Annotated in this window: 30 protein-coding genes and 1 tRNA gene; 1 reads left to right on the top strand and 30 read right to left on the bottom strand. The window is 37.4% G+C overall.

Annotated features, from left to right (window positions below; translation table 11 throughout):
• Positions 1 to 35 precede the first annotated feature (35 nt).
• A tRNA-Leu gene (locus BLV54_RS04325) sits at positions 36 to 120 on the top strand.
• A gap of 1,156 nt (positions 121 to 1,276) precedes the next feature.
• Here the strand turns inward: BLV54_RS04325 and rplQ are convergent.
• The 30 genes from rplQ to BLV54_RS04175 form a co-directional block, all read right to left on the bottom strand.
• A complete protein-coding gene (rplQ, locus tag BLV54_RS04320) occupies positions 1,277 to 1,672 on the bottom strand; it encodes a 50S ribosomal protein L17 (RefSeq protein ID WP_090568282.1) in 396 nt (131 codons plus the stop codon).
• A complete protein-coding gene (gene rpoA, locus BLV54_RS04315) occupies positions 1,662 to 2,663 on the bottom strand; it encodes a DNA-directed RNA polymerase subunit alpha (protein ID WP_090568280.1) in 1,002 nt (333 codons plus the stop codon). Before rpoA ends, rplQ begins: the two co-directional genes overlap by 11 nt.
• 34 nt (positions 2,664 to 2,697) lie before the next feature.
• Positions 2,698 to 3,324, bottom strand: a complete 627-nt coding sequence (rpsD, locus tag BLV54_RS04310) for a 30S ribosomal protein S4 (protein WP_090568277.1) — start codon at positions 3,322 to 3,324, stop codon at positions 2,698 to 2,700.
• A gap of 12 nt (positions 3,325 to 3,336) precedes the next feature.
• Positions 3,337 to 3,726 (bottom strand): 30S ribosomal protein S11, encoded by a 390-nt coding sequence (rpsK, locus tag BLV54_RS04305; protein WP_090568274.1) that lies wholly within the window; start codon positions 3,724 to 3,726, stop codon positions 3,337 to 3,339.
• Between the two features lie 35 nt (positions 3,727 to 3,761).
• Positions 3,762 to 4,121 (bottom strand): 30S ribosomal protein S13, encoded by a 360-nt coding sequence (rpsM, locus tag BLV54_RS04300; protein ID WP_090568272.1) that lies wholly within the window; start codon positions 4,119 to 4,121, stop codon positions 3,762 to 3,764.
• Between the two features lie 41 nt (positions 4,122 to 4,162).
• Positions 4,163 to 4,276, bottom strand: coding sequence for a 50S ribosomal protein L36 (rpmJ, locus tag BLV54_RS04295; protein ID WP_090568269.1), 114 nt, complete (start codon positions 4,274 to 4,276; stop codon positions 4,163 to 4,165).
• A 53-nt stretch (positions 4,277 to 4,329) separates the two neighbouring features.
• Positions 4,330 to 4,548: a translation initiation factor IF-1 gene (infA, locus tag BLV54_RS04290; protein ID WP_074905475.1), complete on the bottom strand. Its 219-nt coding sequence runs from the start codon at positions 4,546 to 4,548 to the stop codon at positions 4,330 to 4,332.
• A gap of 15 nt (positions 4,549 to 4,563) precedes the next feature.
• Positions 4,564 to 5,886, bottom strand: a complete 1,323-nt coding sequence (gene secY / locus BLV54_RS04285; protein ID WP_090568266.1) for a preprotein translocase subunit SecY — start codon at positions 5,884 to 5,886, stop codon at positions 4,564 to 4,566.
• A gap of 14 nt (positions 5,887 to 5,900) precedes the next feature.
• Positions 5,901 to 6,332 (bottom strand): 50S ribosomal protein L15, encoded by a 432-nt coding sequence (gene rplO / locus BLV54_RS04280; RefSeq protein WP_090568264.1) that lies wholly within the window; start codon positions 6,330 to 6,332, stop codon positions 5,901 to 5,903.
• Positions 6,333 to 6,524, bottom strand: coding sequence for a 50S ribosomal protein L30 (rpmD, locus tag BLV54_RS04275; RefSeq protein ID WP_090568261.1), 192 nt, complete (start codon positions 6,522 to 6,524; stop codon positions 6,333 to 6,335).
• On the bottom strand, positions 6,521 to 7,060 hold the full coding sequence (rpsE, locus tag BLV54_RS04270; protein WP_090568258.1) for a 30S ribosomal protein S5: 540 nt from the start codon (positions 7,058 to 7,060) through the stop codon (positions 6,521 to 6,523). The genes rpmD and rpsE overlap by 4 nt, the downstream gene beginning before the upstream one ends.
• Positions 7,061 to 7,074: 14 nt before the next feature.
• Entirely contained in the window at positions 7,075 to 7,431 is a 357-nt protein-coding gene (gene rplR / locus BLV54_RS04265) for a 50S ribosomal protein L18 (protein WP_090568256.1), read from the bottom strand.
• Between the two features lie 14 nt (positions 7,432 to 7,445).
• Entirely contained in the window at positions 7,446 to 7,982 is a 537-nt protein-coding gene (gene rplF / locus BLV54_RS04260) for a 50S ribosomal protein L6 (RefSeq protein WP_090568254.1), read from the bottom strand.
• A gap of 12 nt (positions 7,983 to 7,994) precedes the next feature.
• Complete coding sequence (gene rpsH, locus BLV54_RS04255; protein WP_090568251.1) at positions 7,995 to 8,390, bottom strand: 30S ribosomal protein S8; 396 nt, start codon at positions 8,388 to 8,390, stop codon at positions 7,995 to 7,997.
• Positions 8,391 to 8,476: 86 nt separating this feature from the next.
• On the bottom strand, positions 8,477 to 8,782 hold the full coding sequence (rpsN, locus tag BLV54_RS04250) for a 30S ribosomal protein S14 (protein ID WP_090568249.1): 306 nt from the start codon (positions 8,780 to 8,782) through the stop codon (positions 8,477 to 8,479).
• Positions 8,783 to 8,789: 7 nt separating this feature from the next.
• Positions 8,790 to 9,329: a 50S ribosomal protein L5 gene (rplE, locus tag BLV54_RS04245; RefSeq protein ID WP_090568246.1), complete on the bottom strand. Its 540-nt coding sequence runs from the start codon at positions 9,327 to 9,329 to the stop codon at positions 8,790 to 8,792.
• Positions 9,330 to 9,347: 18 nt separating this feature from the next.
• Positions 9,348 to 9,662: a 50S ribosomal protein L24 gene (rplX, locus tag BLV54_RS04240; RefSeq protein WP_090568244.1), complete on the bottom strand. Its 315-nt coding sequence runs from the start codon at positions 9,660 to 9,662 to the stop codon at positions 9,348 to 9,350.
• A gap of 18 nt (positions 9,663 to 9,680) precedes the next feature.
• Positions 9,681 to 10,049 carry a 50S ribosomal protein L14 gene (gene rplN, locus BLV54_RS04235; protein ID WP_090568242.1) on the bottom strand — a complete coding sequence of 123 codons (369 nt, stop codon included), beginning with the start codon at positions 10,047 to 10,049 and terminating at the stop codon, positions 9,681 to 9,683.
• Positions 10,050 to 10,185: 136 nt separating this feature from the next.
• Positions 10,186 to 10,440: a 30S ribosomal protein S17 gene (rpsQ, locus tag BLV54_RS04230; RefSeq protein ID WP_090568240.1), complete on the bottom strand. Its 255-nt coding sequence runs from the start codon at positions 10,438 to 10,440 to the stop codon at positions 10,186 to 10,188.
• A complete protein-coding gene (gene rpmC, locus BLV54_RS04225; protein ID WP_090568237.1) occupies positions 10,437 to 10,631 on the bottom strand; it encodes a 50S ribosomal protein L29 in 195 nt (64 codons plus the stop codon). The genes rpsQ and rpmC overlap by 4 nt, the downstream gene beginning before the upstream one ends.
• A gap of 4 nt (positions 10,632 to 10,635) precedes the next feature.
• Positions 10,636 to 11,052 (bottom strand): 50S ribosomal protein L16, encoded by a 417-nt coding sequence (rplP, locus tag BLV54_RS04220; RefSeq protein WP_090568235.1) that lies wholly within the window; start codon positions 11,050 to 11,052, stop codon positions 10,636 to 10,638.
• A 79-nt stretch (positions 11,053 to 11,131) separates the two neighbouring features.
• Entirely contained in the window at positions 11,132 to 11,857 is a 726-nt protein-coding gene (gene rpsC / locus BLV54_RS04215; protein WP_090568232.1) for a 30S ribosomal protein S3, read from the bottom strand.
• A 32-nt stretch (positions 11,858 to 11,889) separates the two neighbouring features.
• Positions 11,890 to 12,219 (bottom strand): 50S ribosomal protein L22, encoded by a 330-nt coding sequence (gene rplV / locus BLV54_RS04210; protein ID WP_090568229.1) that lies wholly within the window; start codon positions 12,217 to 12,219, stop codon positions 11,890 to 11,892.
• Positions 12,220 to 12,230: 11 nt separating this feature from the next.
• Complete coding sequence (gene rpsS / locus BLV54_RS04205) at positions 12,231 to 12,512, bottom strand: 30S ribosomal protein S19 (protein WP_090568226.1); 282 nt, start codon at positions 12,510 to 12,512, stop codon at positions 12,231 to 12,233.
• Between the two features lie 5 nt (positions 12,513 to 12,517).
• Complete coding sequence (rplB, locus tag BLV54_RS04200) at positions 12,518 to 13,351, bottom strand: 50S ribosomal protein L2 (RefSeq protein WP_090568224.1); 834 nt, start codon at positions 13,349 to 13,351, stop codon at positions 12,518 to 12,520.
• Between the two features lie 3 nt (positions 13,352 to 13,354).
• Positions 13,355 to 13,687, bottom strand: a complete 333-nt coding sequence (rplW, locus tag BLV54_RS04195) for a 50S ribosomal protein L23 (protein ID WP_090568221.1) — start codon at positions 13,685 to 13,687, stop codon at positions 13,355 to 13,357.
• Positions 13,684 to 14,301 carry a 50S ribosomal protein L4 gene (rplD, locus tag BLV54_RS04190; protein WP_090568218.1) on the bottom strand — a complete coding sequence of 206 codons (618 nt, stop codon included), beginning with the start codon at positions 14,299 to 14,301 and terminating at the stop codon, positions 13,684 to 13,686. Before rplD ends, rplW begins: the two co-directional genes overlap by 4 nt.
• A gap of 53 nt (positions 14,302 to 14,354) precedes the next feature.
• On the bottom strand, positions 14,355 to 15,008 hold the full coding sequence (rplC, locus tag BLV54_RS04185; RefSeq protein ID WP_090568216.1) for a 50S ribosomal protein L3: 654 nt from the start codon (positions 15,006 to 15,008) through the stop codon (positions 14,355 to 14,357).
• Positions 15,009 to 15,080: 72 nt separating this feature from the next.
• Positions 15,081 to 15,389, bottom strand: a complete 309-nt coding sequence (gene rpsJ, locus BLV54_RS04180; RefSeq protein WP_046851108.1) for a 30S ribosomal protein S10 — start codon at positions 15,387 to 15,389, stop codon at positions 15,081 to 15,083.
• 70 nt (positions 15,390 to 15,459) lie between these two features.
• The coding region (locus tag BLV54_RS04175) for an EF-Tu C-terminal domain-related protein (RefSeq protein ID WP_256329117.1) at positions 15,460 to 16,056 on the bottom strand (597 nt) is incomplete at its 5' end.

Raw genomic sequence — 16,056 nt, 5'->3', positions numbered from 1 at the left:
CACGGATTGCTCCTGAAAACTAGGTTACGAGTATTGCCCAGATGGCGGAATTGGTAGACGCGCATGGTTCAGGTCCATGTGCCTTCGGGTGTGGAGGTTCGAGTCCTCTTCTGGGCACCATTTAAACATCATAACATGATGTAAAATATAGAGATAATTTTTCGAAAAAAATTCTATATTAAATTAAATAGCATTAGCTTATTAGTAGAAATGCTCTGCTTAATTAAGTTTACTTAATGTAGCAATTAATTGGCGCATGCTTCAACAGCAAAATCTTAATACCAGCTGCAATCAGTCAATAGTCTCTTATCAATGCCTCTACCTCCTAAAGCACAAAATAGAGGGCAATGCCTAACAAAATTAGGATCTGCCGTAAAATAATTCAATGATCTGTCATATAGCTGCGACTTTGTTCTCAATCATTTTATAAACCAAAGTACCAAAACAACTCATCGGGCGAGGAATGGGTGAGCTAGCTCACCATTTTGAGCGTAAAGATTCTCGGCAGAAAAATTGGTTCACAGTAAATGCGTTATCGCCAATGCGGCTCTACATTAACTTAGCCTGTGACCATAGGCGTATGTTGCCCAGGCGTTTCCTGCCATGGAAAACTGTTAAAGTGATAAAACTGTGCCATACGGTGATCTCCATGGATTTCAACGGGGAAAAGAAAATGAAGAGTGGGGAAACCGACTTATCGTGGGTGATACACTAGGCCAGCTAATTCTGATTGTTTGTGCTTTCGTATATCCATGCCACCAAAGCAGCCTGTTGTGTGCACCCTTCAGCGAAGCTTCGTTTTCTGATAATGCAGATTATCTAATATTGCTGTCGATTTTGTTGAGTAGGGGCTGAGTTTGAAGATCGATATCTATGAGCGCATCAAAGATATTTTTGTGGCTTCATCCATTCGTAATTCCGTTTCTAAATCAAACCTAACTTTGTCGGCTTCACCTTGCCGTATTATTTATACTGTCTGCGACTCGCCTTCGTGCCATCTTTGATTTGGAAATGGAATAAGATCACGGAACAATTCTTTGCTTTATCAGTTTCATGCGATTGCTCAAGGATATGGTGCAAATGACATGCTAAGACTGGCTCTGGCTAAATGTATATAAGCTTTCAAAGCTATTTCTTATTTAAGAAATCATTTATGGTTAATATATATACATGAAAAAGGCTACTAGTGACAGTAGCCTTATCATAATCTAATTATCAGTTGATCTCAGTTTTTACATGCTAATATCTAATTTAGCATTATAGAGCTCAATTAATCTCATTCATCTTTTTGTGAGACAGATGTATCAACATCATGAGGTCGATCCACGAGCTCAACGATGGCCATAGGGGCGTTATCTCCCTTTCTAAATCCATATTTTAGAATTCTAAGATATCCACCATTTCGAAGCTTGTAACGAGAGCCCAGATCTGAAAACAACTTTACAACCGTATCACGATCCCGCAACCTGTTGAAAGCAATTCGTTTGTTCATAACAGTAGGTTCTTTTCCTATTGTTATAAGTGGTTCAACAACTCTTCGCAATTCTTTTGCTTTTGGCAAAGTAGTCTTAATCATTTCATGGCGTAATAACGAATTAGCCATATTCCGAAACATGGCCAATCTATGACTACTGGTGCGATTTAATTTTCTAAGACCATTTTTATGACGCATGACCAGTTTCCTTTCCTTGATTTTCCAGATTAGCCGGCGGCCAATTTTCCAATTTCATTCCCAAAGATAAATTTCGAGCTGCTAAGACTTCTTTAATTTCATTAAGGGATTTTCTTCCCAAATTGGGAGTTCGTAATAACTCAGCTTCTGTACGCTGTATTAAATCCCCGATATAGTAAATATTTTCAACTTTTAAGCAGTTTGCTGATCGTACGGTCAATTCCAAATCGTCAACTGGGCGTAAGAGTATCGGATCAATTTGTGGAATTTTAGGTTGCTCTTTAGGAAGAGGAGTAGTTTCAAGCTCAGCAAAAACTGACAATTGATCAACCAGTACTCGTGCAGCATATCGAATCGCTTCTTCAGGATCCACGGATCCATTGGTTTCAATATCAATTATTAATTTATCTAAATCGGTACGTTGCTCGACGCGCGCATTTTCAACAGAATAGCTAATCTTCTTTATTGGACTAAATGAAGCATCTAATAAAATACTGCCAACCTGACTACTTGCATCTGCAGATCTTCTTACAGTAGCAGGAACATAACCGCGTCCTTTTTCAATTGTAATTTGCATATCAATCATCCCACCTTTTACGATATGCGCAATGACATGATCAGGATTCACAATCTCAACATCATGAGTGCTTTCAATATCCGCAGCTGTAACCGGCCCATCTATATTCTTTTTTAATGTTAATATAGATTTAGTACCGGCATGCTGTTTAAATACAATATTTTTTAAATTCAAAAGTATATCAATTACGTCTTCTTGTACGCCTTCAAGCGAGGAATATTCATGCACTACCCCAGCTATTCGAACTTCTGTTGCTGCAGAACCAGGCATTGAGGATAATAATACTCTACGTAATGCATTACCCAATGTATAACCATACCCCCGCTCAAATGGCTCCATTATTACCCTTGCCTGGACAGGAGTAATATTTTGGACCTCGATTATTCTGGGTATAAGATACGGGCTACTCGACATGTAAAAATCCTTAACTAGAAAGATATAAAATTCTTTATTTTGAGTATAATTCGACTATCAAAGATTCATTAATAGTTGATGATAATTCAGATCTTTCCGGTTTCATTTTGTATTTCCCTTTCATAGCTTTGACATCAACATCCAACCATGCAGGAAATCCACGCTGTTCAGCAGAATCAAGAGATGATTTAATCCTAAGATAATTCTTAGCTTTGTCAGCTACTTCAATAACGTCCCCTGGAAGTACTTGATAGGACGGTATATTAACTCGACGTCCATTCACTAAAATGCAATTATGTCGTACCACTTGTCTAGACTCTGATCTAGAAGCCCCGAACCCCATGTGATACGCCACGTTATCTAATCTACTCTCTAGCAGCTGTAACAAATTTTCACCAGTTACACCTCGCATTCTGTCTGCATTTTTGTAAACAATTCGGAATTGCCGTTCAAGTAAACCATAAATACGACGTACCTTTTGCTTTTCTCTTAATTGCAATCCATAGTCAGAAATTCTACTCTTTTTCTGTCCATGTTGCCCAGGAGCGTAATTTCTCCTTTCAATTCCACATTTACTTGACATGCATTTGTCGCCTTTCAAGAATAATTTTTCACCTTCTCGACGACATTGCCGACATTTTGGTTCAAGATTTCTAGCCACTAAATATTCCTCTCAAATTCGCCGTTTTTTTGGTGGTCGACATCCATTATGGGGTACAGGGGTGACATCGGAGATACTCGTAATTTTAAAACCAGCAGCATTTAATGATCTGACTGCTGAATCTCTGCCTGGCCCAGGTCCTTTAATACGTACTTCTAAATTTTTAATTCCATATTCATGTGCAATTTTGCTAGCTTGCTCTGCAGCAATCTGTGCAGCGAAAGGTGTACTTTTCCGAGAGCCTTTAAATCCAGCGCCTCCTGAAGTTGCCCATGATAATGCATTACCTTGTCTATCAGAAATCGTAACAATCGTGTTATTAAATGAAGCATGTATGTGCGCGATTCCTTCAACAATGTTTTTCCTGACTTTTTTTCGCAATCTAGATTGAATCTTTGCCATTAATTTATTACCTTAGAATCAATATTTATAGATAATTAACGTACACTTGCGGATCTTCTAGGCCCCTTTCTTGTCCGAGCATTCGTTCTCGTACGTTGTCCTCTTACAGGTAAGCCTCTTCTATGCCGCAATCCGCGATAACAGCCAAGATCCATTAATCTTTTAATATTCATCGATATCTCACGTCGCAAATCTCCTTCAACGGTATATTTGGAAATTTTTTCACGTATTTGCTCTAATTGAGCTTCTGATATATCTTTTAATTTAATAGAACCATCAATTCCTAATTCATCACATATTTTTTGTGAAGTTGTGTTGCCGATACCATAAATTGCTGTTAGAGCAATTCTCACGTGCTGATGATTAGGAATATTTACTCCGGCTATACGCGCCATTTATTCACCTTGAATATCATTTATTAGCCAATGCTTAAATATTAACCTTGCCGTTGCTTGTGTCTTGGATCTATACAAACAACTCTAACAACTCTTTGGCGCCTAATTATCTTACAATTTCTGCATATTCTCTTTACAGAAGCATGTACTTTCAATTGAAGTTTCCTTTTTATTTGAATAAAGTTAATTTAATTTAAAAGCTTAAAATTTATTTAGATCTAAAAGTAATTCTAGCTTTAGTTAAATCATAGGGAGTCAAATCAACAGTCACTTTGTCTCCAGGTAATATACGAATATAATTCATGCGCATTTTCCCTGATATATGACCCAATACAATATGACCATTCTCTAATTTAACTTTAAATGTAGCATTTGGCAGTGTCTCTAGTATCTCGCCTTGCATTTGAATTGTTTCTTCTTTTGCCATTATTATTACTGCGTCTTATCTTGAAATATAAGGGCTTGTTTTGAAGCTAGTTTTCTTAAGCAAGCTTTCATATTGGGTTGACATAACATGAGATTGAACCTGTGCCATAAAATCCATAGTTACAACAACTATTATGAGTAATGAGGTTCCGCCAAAATAAAAAGGTACATTCCATTTCAATATCAAAAATTCTGGCAATAAGCAGACTAGTGTCACATACATAGACCCAACAAGCGTAAGTCTTAGCATTATTTTTTCAATATATCGCGTTGTTTGCTCGCCTGGACGTATGCCTGGAATAAACGCACCACTCTTTTTAAGATTGTCAGCTGTTTCTTTCGGATTAAAAACAAGTGCTGTATAAAAGAAACAAAAGAATACTATCATCACTGCATATAACATGACATACATAGGCTGGCCAGGAGATAAAGCTCCACTTATATCTTTTAACCAAATCAATGATTCATCAGTTGACAGCCAACCCGCCAGCGTAGCTGGAAACAAAATAATACTAGATGCAAATATTGGAGGTATTACACCAGCCATATTCAATTTTAAAGGTAAATGTGAACTTTGTCCCCCAAAGACCTGCTTTCCTACTTGGCGCTTGGCATAGTTTACTAAAACTTTTCTTTGACCACGCTCAACAAATACCACAAACCCTGTTACAGCAATCACCGCAATAAATATGCCTAAAGCTACTAAAAAATGCATGGCACCCGTACGTACTAATTCAAGAGTACCTCCAATAGCGGCTGGTAAGCCAGCAGCAATTCCCGCAAAAATAATAAGTGATATTCCGTTTCCAATTCCACGTTCAGTAATCTGCTCGCCAAGCCACATCAAAAAAACAGTACCTGTAACCAATGTAGTTACAGTTGTTATCACGAAAAAAATTCCAGGCTCTATTACTAATCCAGCCTGCGCCTGTAATGCCATGGATATTCCATAGCTTTGGACTAATGCAAGAGCAACTGTACCGTAGCGAGTATACTGCGTTATTTTTCTTCTTCCAGACTCACCTTCTTTTTTGAGCGATTCTAAATATGGAATAGCTACTGCTCCCAATTGCATTATAATAGATGCAGAAATATAGGGCATTATGCCTAATGCAAATATTGAAAAACGTGACAAAGCTCCGCCAGAAAACATATTAAACATACCCAATATGCCGCCTTCCTGTGTATCGAAAAGATCCTTTAAAACAACTGGATCAATTCCGGGTACAGGTACATGAGCACCAATTCGGTAAACTATTAGCGCGAATAACAAAAACCAAAGTCTTCGCTTTAAATCCGAGTATTTATTCACATTTTTATTAAATTTATTTGCAGCCAAAACTATTCCTTTAACTAATCAATATTTCCACCAGCATTAACTATAGCTTTTTTTGCATTTTTTGAAACAGATAATCCTTTTATTACCACTGCTGTATTTATTTCTTTATCAAATAATATTTTTACTGCGTGTATAGATTTTGATACTAAACCAGCATTTTTCAAATCATCAATTCCATTAATCTCTTTAAAAGTTTGAGCAAGAATTGATAATTTGATTTCTTTAACTTGTTTATTGTCTAGCGAAGTAAATCCACGTTTTGGTAAGCGTCGATGCAAAGGCATTTGCCCGCCTTCAAAACCAACTTTATGAAAGCCTCCCGCTCTAGACTTTTGACCTTTATGACCTCTACCTGCTGTTTTACCTAATCCTGATCCGATTCCTCTACCTACTCTTCTTCTTGTTTTCCTCGAATCTTTGTTTGATTTTATATTACTTAAATCCATTTATTGCTCAACCTTAACCATATATGAGACTTTATTTATCATACCTCTCAATGAGGGGCTATCTTGTAATATTGCAATACTATTAATTCGTTTAAGTCCCAATCCTTCAATTATTCTACGATGCGATTTTCTTTTACCTATTAGGCTTTTAACTAATTTAACGCACAATTTTTTATTATCATTGCTTGTCATTTTAATCTTCCTATAATTTCTTCAAGGCTTTTATTTCGTTTGGAAGCTATCATTGAAGGTGTGCGTATTGATTCGAGTCCCTGTATCGTGGCACGCACAACATTATAAGGATTAGTTGAACCAATGCACTTAGCAAGTATATTAGTAATGCCCATAACTTCAAATATTGCTCTCATTGGTCCACCTGCTATTATACCAGTACCTTCTGAAGCAGGCTGCATAAACACTTTAGCAGCGCCGTGTCTTCCAACAACAGCATGTTGAAGTGAGCCATTTTTTAATTCAACTTTAACCATTTTGCGTCGCGCTTCATCCATTGCTTTTTGTACGGCAACAGGCACTTCTCTTGATTTACCTTTACCCATACCAATTCTACCTTTACCATCTCCTACTACTGTTAACGCAGCAAAGGCCAAGATACGTCCACCTTTCACAACTTTAGTAACACGATTAATTGAGACCATTTTTTCTTTAAGTTCATCAGTCTGCTCATCATTTACCGAGGTAATGTTTTGTGATTTTGAAGCTTTAGCCATTAATATTCCTTATCTCAAAATTTAATTCCGCCGTTTCGTGCACCCTCAGCTAATGCTTTGACTCGCCCATGATACTTATAGCCAGCTCGGTCAAAGGCAACAGTATCAATTCCTAAGCTTTTTGATTTTTCCGCTAATCTTTTTCCAATAAATTCAGCAGCTTGCACTGTTCCGCCATTTGTTATTACACTTCTAACTTCACTCTCAAGCGTTGATGCACTCACTAATACTCTACTATTTTCATCATCTATAATTTGCGCATATATATGCTTATTACTCCGATGTACTGAGAGTCGGTAAGTTTTTAATAATGCAATTTTAACTCGCGTTTTGCGAGCACGCCTCATGCGAGATAGCTTAAGGTTTTTCATGAGCTTCCTATTTACTATTTTTTCTTAGTTTCTTTAAGGATTATTATTTCGTCAGCATAACGTACTCCCTTGCCCTTGTAAGGCTCAGGAAGTCTAAACGAACGTATTTCTGCTGCAACTTGTCCAACCTGCTGTTTATCAATTCCTTTGATCACAATTTCCGTTTGAGTAGGTGTTTCAACAGTAATTCCGTTTGGCATTTTGTAAGCAATCGGATGTGAGAAACCTAAACTCAAATTTAATGTGTTACCACTCGCCTGTGCACGATATCCAACACCAACAATATTTAATCGTTTCACAAAACCAGTCGTTACTCCAGTTACCATATTATTAACTAAAGACCGTATCGTTCCCGACATTGAATGTGATTGTTTTGTTGAATCAGCTGATTTAACAAATAACTCATTATTTTCACTCGTTATGGTAACTTGCTCAGCAGAAAGTCGCTGCTGAAGAGAGCCTAACGGACCTTTAATTACTATTTCGTTATTTGAAATAGTAAAATTAACATTACTCGGTATTTGAATTGGTTTTTTACTAATTCGCGACATTAAATTAATCCCTTAAGCTACAACGCATAAAACTTCGCCACCGATTCCATTCAGTCGCGCTTTTCCTTCCGTCATAACACCTTTTGAAGTAGATACAATTGCAATTCCCAATCCATTCATTACGCTCGGTAATTCAGAACAAGATTTATATACTCTTAGTCCAGGACGACTAACTCTAGATATTTTCTCTATTACAGGATAGCCAGCATAATATTTTAGCTTGATTTCCAAGTTTATCTTTTCTTTTTCTTGGAATATTTGAAAATCTTCAATATAACCTTCATCTTTAAGTACTTGAGCGATAGCTTTTTTTAATCGAGACGAACTCATGAGCACTGAGGATTTTTGAGATAATTGCCCATTTCTTATGCGGGTTAACATATCAGCTATTGGATCCGTTAGACTCATATTTTTACCTATTAAAACCTTCCTGGATTAATGTTAAATTATTCGTTATTATTTGCAATATCTATTACCGTTATAGATTCAATCAGTTACCAACTGGCTTTCGTGATCCCTGGAATTTGACCACTCATAGCGAGTTCTCTTAATTTACTCCGTCCTAATCCAAATTTTCGGTAATATCCTCTTGCTCTTCCAGTCAGTTCGCATCTATTACGAAGTCGAGTATGGCTAGAGTTTCTTGGTAAATTTTGCAATTTCTTCCTTGCCTCATCTTTTTCTTCAAAGCTTGCTTGACTGCTTGCAATAATTTCTAATAAAGAATTTCGGACGCCCGCGTATTTCTTTACCGTTGCTTGTCTTTTCAAATTTCTATTAATAAGAGATTTTTTTGCCATTCCAGTCTCAATTTTTAAATGGGAATTTAAAAGCTGATAGTAACGCTTTTGCTTCTAAATCAGTCTTAGCTGTGGTCGTAAGGGTAATATTCATGCCTCTTAATGCGTCAATTTTCTCATACTCAATTTCAGGAAAAATGATCTGCTCCTTAATTCCAATATTATAGTTCCCTCTTCCATCAAATCCTTTTCCAGTAATTCCACGAAAATCTCTAATCCTGGGAATCGCAATACTAATTAATCTATCAAGGAATTCAAACATCCTTTTGCCACGTAATGTAACTTTACATCCAATAGGATAACCAACTCGCACTTTAAATGTAGCAATCGATTTTCTTGCCTTTGTTGTAATAGGCTTTTGCCCACTAATATTTTCAAGGTCGCTAATCGCATTTTCAATTTTTTTCTTATCCGATGTCGCTTCCCCCACACCTATGTTGAGTGTTATTTTGGTAATTCGTGGGACTTCCATGATTGATTTATAATTAAATTGCTGCATTAGTTGCTGCTTCACAGTTTGATTATAAAATTCCTGTAATCTGGCCATTTACTCTATATATCCTTGTTAGATGCTAATCTCTTCTTTGTTAGATTTAAATATTCGTAATTTTTTATTATCACTTAATCTAATACCAACTCTATCTGCTTTTTTTGTTACAGGATTATAGATTGACACATTTGATATATGTATAGGTTTTTCTAACTCTGTAATACCCCCAACAGTGCCTTTTGCCGGGTTTGGTTTTACATGCTTTTTAATCTTATTTAATCCTTGTATCACGATGTAATTATCGGTTTCATACCGCAGCACAGTGCCTCTTTTTCCTTTGTCTTTACCACATCGGATTATAATCTCATCACCTTTTTTAATTTTTTTCATATTAACACCTAAATGTCTTTATATTACTTCTGGTGCAAGTGACACTATCTTCATGAACTGTGCCGTTCTGAGCTCTCTTGTAACTGGGCCAAAAATCCGTGTACCAATAGGCTCTAGCTTTGCATTTAATATTACCGCGGCATTATCATCAAATTTAATTAATGATCCATCTGTTCGACGAACCCCTTTTGCTGTGCGAACTACAATCGCATTATAAACTTCACCTTTTTTTACTCTACCGCGGGGCGCAGCATCTTTTACAGCTACTTTAATAATATCGCCGATACCAGCATATTGTCGCTTAGATCCTCCTAGCACTTTAATGCACATTACAGATCGCGCGCCTGTGTTATCTGCTACATTCAGTATCGTCTGAGGCTGAATCATTTTGTCTTAATCCATGTATATAAATAAATTAATCCGTTTTATTTCTTGGATTGATTTAAATCTTTTTTAATTTCAAAAGAAGTTAACTTTTTGTTTTCAAAAACTGATTTATATTAGCTTATTTTCAGTTTGTTTATTAGGTAGCACTCAATAATTTGACTGCACGCCATGCTTTAGTTTTAGATAGTGGACGGGTTTCTTGTATCATCACTACATTACCTAAACTAAATTGATTATTTTCATCGTGAGCATGAATTTTCTTTGAACGTGTAATAGTTTTGCCATAAAGTGGATGTTTAATCTTACGTTCAACTAGTACCGTAATAGTTTTATTCATTTTATCACTCACTACTTTGCCTACTAGGGTATTAGGTTTTTTACTTATATTCATGACATTCTTACTCTTTGATTTAGTTCTGTTTTGACCCTAGCAATATCTCGCCGAACATTTCGCAACTGAGATACATTCTCAAGTTGTTGAGTTGCGTGTCGAATTCTCAAATTAAAATGACTTCTGAGCAAAGACATTAATTCACTTTTCAGTTCTTCATCATTTTTTTTCTTAAGCTCGCTTGCTTTCATTGCTTTAACTTCCGATATGACGAACTATAAATTGCGTTTTTATTGGTAATTTGGCAGCTGCAAGCTTAAATGCTTCTCTTGCTAATTGCTCATCAACGCCATCCATTTCATATAGCATCTTACCTGGCCTTATTTCTGATACATAATATTCAGGATTGCCTTTGCCTTTTCCCATCCTGACCTCGGCAGGCTTCTGCGAGATTGGCTTATCCGGGAATATCCTAATCCAGATTCTCCCTCCTCGCTTAATATGCCTTGTCATTGCTCTACGTGCTGCTTCGATTTGCCTAGCTGTTATTCGGCCTCGCCCAATGGCTTTCAATCCATACTCACCGAAACTCACTTTATTACCGCTAGTAGCAATTCCGGTATTTCGCCCCTTATGCTGCTTGCGATATTTCATTCTTGCTGGTTGAAGCATTTTATTTATTAATCCTTAATTTATTGAAAAAATCTTGTATTTGTAACTAGATTAATATTCAAAACTATATGCTTTATCTTCAAGCAATTTTTTCTGGGTTAATTTTATCCGTACGTTTCTTATTTTCATCCGTAGCTAAGGGATATGAATTGCTTGACGTTAGATCACGGTTTCTAGTTTCTAACTGCTCCCCCTTAAATACCCACACTTTTATACCAATAATTCCATATGTTGTCTTAGCTTCTGAAGTAGCATAATCAAGATCTGCGCGCAATGTATGTAGCGGCACACGACCTTCTCGATACCATTCGGTGCGTGCTATTTCGATTCCATTTAAGCGCCCTGAGCTCATAATTTTAATACCCTGAGCACCTAATCTCATCGCATTCTGTATGGCTCTCTTCATCGCTCTTCTAAACATAATTCTTTTCTCTAATTGCTGAGCAATATTATCAGCAATTAGTTGAGCATCGATTTCAGGTTTTCGTATTTCTTCAATATTTATATGCACAGGAATATGAATCAATTTCTCGAGATCTTTCCTTAAAATCTCAATATCTTCCCCTTTTTTGCCTATGACAACTCCTGGACGCGAGCTATATATCGTTATACGTGCATTTTTAGATGGGCGTTCAATTACAATCTGACCGACAGAAGCATGAAGCAATTTTTTTCTGAGATATTCTCGAACTTTAATATCTTCATTTAATAATTTTGAAAAATTTTTGCCATGTGCAAACCATTTTGATGACCAATTCTTTAGTACAGAAAGTCGGAATCCCGTAGGATTTATTTTTTGTCCCATAATCTATCGGCAAGCTTTTCTTTAAGTGATTATTAATCGCTAACTGTTAATAAAATACGACATGTTGGTTTCATTATACGATTGCCACGTCCTTTTGCTCGTGTACTTAATCGCTTTAAAAATGTTCCACGATCCACCATAATTTCAGATATACGCAGCTCATCAATATCAGCACCTTCATTATGCTCAGCATTTGCAATGGCTGACTCTAGAAGTTTTAAAAAAATAGCTGCACCTTTTTTCGGGCTAAAAGTCAATAGCTCAATTGCTTTAGCTACTTTTAAACCTCGTATTTGATCTGCCACTAAACGCCCTTTCTGCGCAGACAATCTAATGCTTGGCAATATTGCTGTTGCTTGCATAATTTATATTCCTATTTTTTACTTGCAGTTTTTTTATCACCTGCATGGCCTTTAAAAGTTCGAGTAAGTGAGAACTCTCCTAGCTTGTGACCTACCATATTTTCAGTAATATAAATAGGTATATGTTGTCTACCGTTATGTACCGCTATGGTTAAACCAATAAAATCTGGAAGTATGGTAGATCTACGAGACCATGTTTTAATTGGCTTCTTGTCATTACCAGCTTTAGCGTGTTGTATTTTGTCATAAAGGTTCGTATCTACAAACGGACCTTTTTTTACAGATCGCCCCATAAAACTTAACCCTTCTTAGAATGTCTGTGACGCACTATCATGTTTTCTGTACGCTTATTTCTTCTGGTGCGGAACCCCTTAGTAGGCAGTCCCCAAGGACTTACGGGATGTCGACCTGCTGCCGTTTTTCCCTCACCACCACCATGAGGATGATCAATTGGATTCATTGCCACACCCCGTACTGTTGGTCTAATACCTCGCCATCGCTGCGCACCAGCTTTTCCAATCGATTTTAAATTTTGTTCATCATTTCCTACAACACCAATCGTAGCTCTACAATTTACATGTATTCTACGAATTTCCCCTGATCGTAATCGAATTTGGGTATAACTTCCTTCTCGTGCAAGCAATTGAGCTGATGAACCTGCAGATCGCGCCAATTGCGCTCCTTTGCCTGGCTGCAACTCTATACAATGCACTGTACTCCCAATTGGTATATGTCGCAGTTCCATTGCATTGCCAGTCTTGATCGGTGCCTTAACGCCACTTAGCAGTTTGGCGCCAGTCTCGATATCCTTAGGTGCAATAATGTAGCGTCTTTCTCCATCGAGATAACACAACAAGGCAATATTAGCGCTACGATTAGGATCGTATTCTATCCTCTCTACATTAGCGATGATTCCATCTTTATTACGACGAAAATCAATCATCCGATAGTTTCTTTTGTGGCCACCTCCTTGGTGACGCTGAGTGATGCGCCCGGAGTTATTGCGACCTGCAGCATTCTTTTTACTTTCTACGAGTGCAGAATGAGGCTTGCCTTTGTATAATTCTTTATTTGTAATTTTAATAACAGCACGCCGCCCGGGAGAAGTCGGTCTAACTTTTACTAAAGCCATTACTTAATCCTCTCCTTTAGTTATTTCAGAAAAATTAATTTCCTGACCTTTTTTGACGCTAACATATGCTTTTTTCCAATTTGGCCTCCGTCCCATGTTGCGGCCAAATCTTTTTTCTTTTCCCTTAACATTTGAAATCTGCACTTTTGTCACTTCTATTTTTTGAGATTTCCACAGATATTCAACGGCAGCCTTAATCTCAGTCTTATCAGCGCTAGGTAGCACACGAAAAACAATTTGATTATTTTTTTCCGCGATTAATGTTGCTTTTTCCGAAATTTGAGGAGCTAAAATAATTTTCAGAGCTCTTTCATGATCAATGCTAGAAGATTTCATTTTAATATTTCCTCAATTTTCGCTAATGCCTTGCGACTAATTAGAATATCATTGTGCTTTAATAAGCTTACTGGATCTATGTGCGATGTATCAATTACACTTACCATTGGTACATTTCTTGAAGACAAATAAAGGTTGTCATCAACCTGATCTGTAATAATCAACGCATTCTTAAAATTTAGCGCTTCTAGTTTGCTTATTAACTCCTTTGTTTTTGGAGTATCTACAGAAAATTCTTCAATTAAATGTAATCTATTTTCACTTAATAAGCGGGAAAGAATAGTACATATACCTGCTCGATACATTTTTTTATTGACTTTATGAGCAAAATTCTCCAGTGGGCTACTGGGAAAAATTTTACCACCACCTCGCCACAATGGATTGGAAGCTGCACCAACCCTAGCTCTACCTGTTCCCTTCTGTCTCCAAACCTTATGTGTAGACTTTGCTATATCCGATCGACCTTTCTGGGCTCGAGTGCCTTGTCTCGCATTCGACATATATGCTGTTACAATTTGATGGACTAGCGTTTCATTGTAATCTCTTCCGAACACTAACTCCGAAATTGATATATTGCTCGTTGTTCCATCAAAACCGATACATTTAGCTTCCACTGCTAGCCCCTATTCTTTGGCAATTTGTTTTTTATTCTAATATACAGAATTTTTTATTTATTTTCCGGCTTACTCTTAATACCTGATCGTAATACTACGATTGCTTCCTTGGCACCTGGAACAGCCCCTTTTACATGAATTAACTCTCTATCAGCATCTATACGCAAAATCTCAAGATTCTGAATTGTACATTTTTCGCCACCAAGTCTTCCTGACATTTTTTTTCCAGGAAATACACGCCCCGGATCCTGCGCCATACCAATTGAGCCGGGAACATTATGCGATCTTGAATTTCCATGACTTGCTCTATTCGAGGAAAAGTTATGCCTTTTAATTGTTCCAGCAAACCCTTTACCTATACTTTTACTGGTTACATCTACAATTTGCCCGACTTGAAACATGTTTAATCCAAGTTTCATCCCTGCCTTAACTTCATTTAACTCTTCCGCACTTACACGAAATTCTTTGATAACACGCCCGGCCTCTACTCCAGCATTTGCAAAGTGTCCCTGGATCGATTTATTCAACCGATTAGCATGCTGTTTGCCATATGTCACTTGAATAGCATCGTAACCATCAGTCTCAAATTTTTTAATTTGTGAAATTCGATTATTTGATACATCCAGCACTGTTACAGGCAAACTATCTCCATTATCAGTAAAAATCCTGGTCATTCCTACTTTTTTACCGATTAAACCTATGCTCATTAATCTATTCCTTTGCAGACATCTTCATTAGAAAGCTTGCACTAACATTAAATTCAACATTATTTTTTAAGACTACAGCTTGATTTCCACGTCAACACCAGCGGGCAAATCAAGCTTCATTAAAGCATCTACCGTTTTATCCGTTGGATCTAAGATATCCATTAAGCGTAAATGTGTCCGAATTTCAAATTGATCACGCGATGTTTTATTCACGTGTGGGGAGCGCAGTATATCAAACCGCTCAATTCGTGTCGGCAGCGGAACAGGCCCTCTAACAACAGCACCTGTACGTTTTGCTGTCTCCACAATTTCCATCGCTGACTTATCTATAAGTCGATAATCAAACGCTTTTAAACGAATACGTATTTTTTGATTTTGCATATTAATCCTGAGATTAGCCGATCCGTATTCTAATTCCAGAATTAGATCACTATCTTAATTGGCAACAATTTTACTCAATAATTTTAGCTACAACACCTGCCCCAACGGTTCTGCCACCTTCACGAATTGCAAACCGCAATCCTTCTTCCATTGCAATCGGAGCAATAAGATTTACTGCCACCGAAATATTATCTCCCGGCATCACCATCTCGGTACCGGATGGCAGCTCTATCGACCCCGTAACGTCAGTTGTCCTGAAATAAAACTGAGGACGATATCCAGCAAAAAACGGCGTGTGCCGCCCGCCTTCTTCTTTACTTAAAACATATATCTCAGCTGTAAATTTCGTATGCGGCAATATGCTCCCAGGTTTTGCCAACACTTGACCACGCTCAACCTCTTCACGCTTAGTTCCACGCAGCAATATTCCAACATTGTCTCCGGCTTGCCCTTGATCAAGTAGCTTCCTGAACATCTCCACACCGGTACACACCGTCTTCAATGTTGGTCTCAAGCCTACTATCTCAATCTCGTCACCAACTTTAATTATACCTCGCTCCACACGCCCTGTCACAACCGTGCCGCGTCCAGATATTGAAAATACATCCTCCACCGGCATGATAAAAGCACCATCTATGGCCCGTTGTGGCTCAGGAATATAACTGTC

This window comes from Nitrosomonas sp. Nm33, assembly GCF_900107265.1.
Classification (GTDB): domain Bacteria; phylum Pseudomonadota; class Gammaproteobacteria; order Burkholderiales; family Nitrosomonadaceae; genus Nitrosomonas.
Note: the sequence above shows the minus strand (reverse complement) of the source record. Positions and strands in the feature narration are given on the sequence as shown.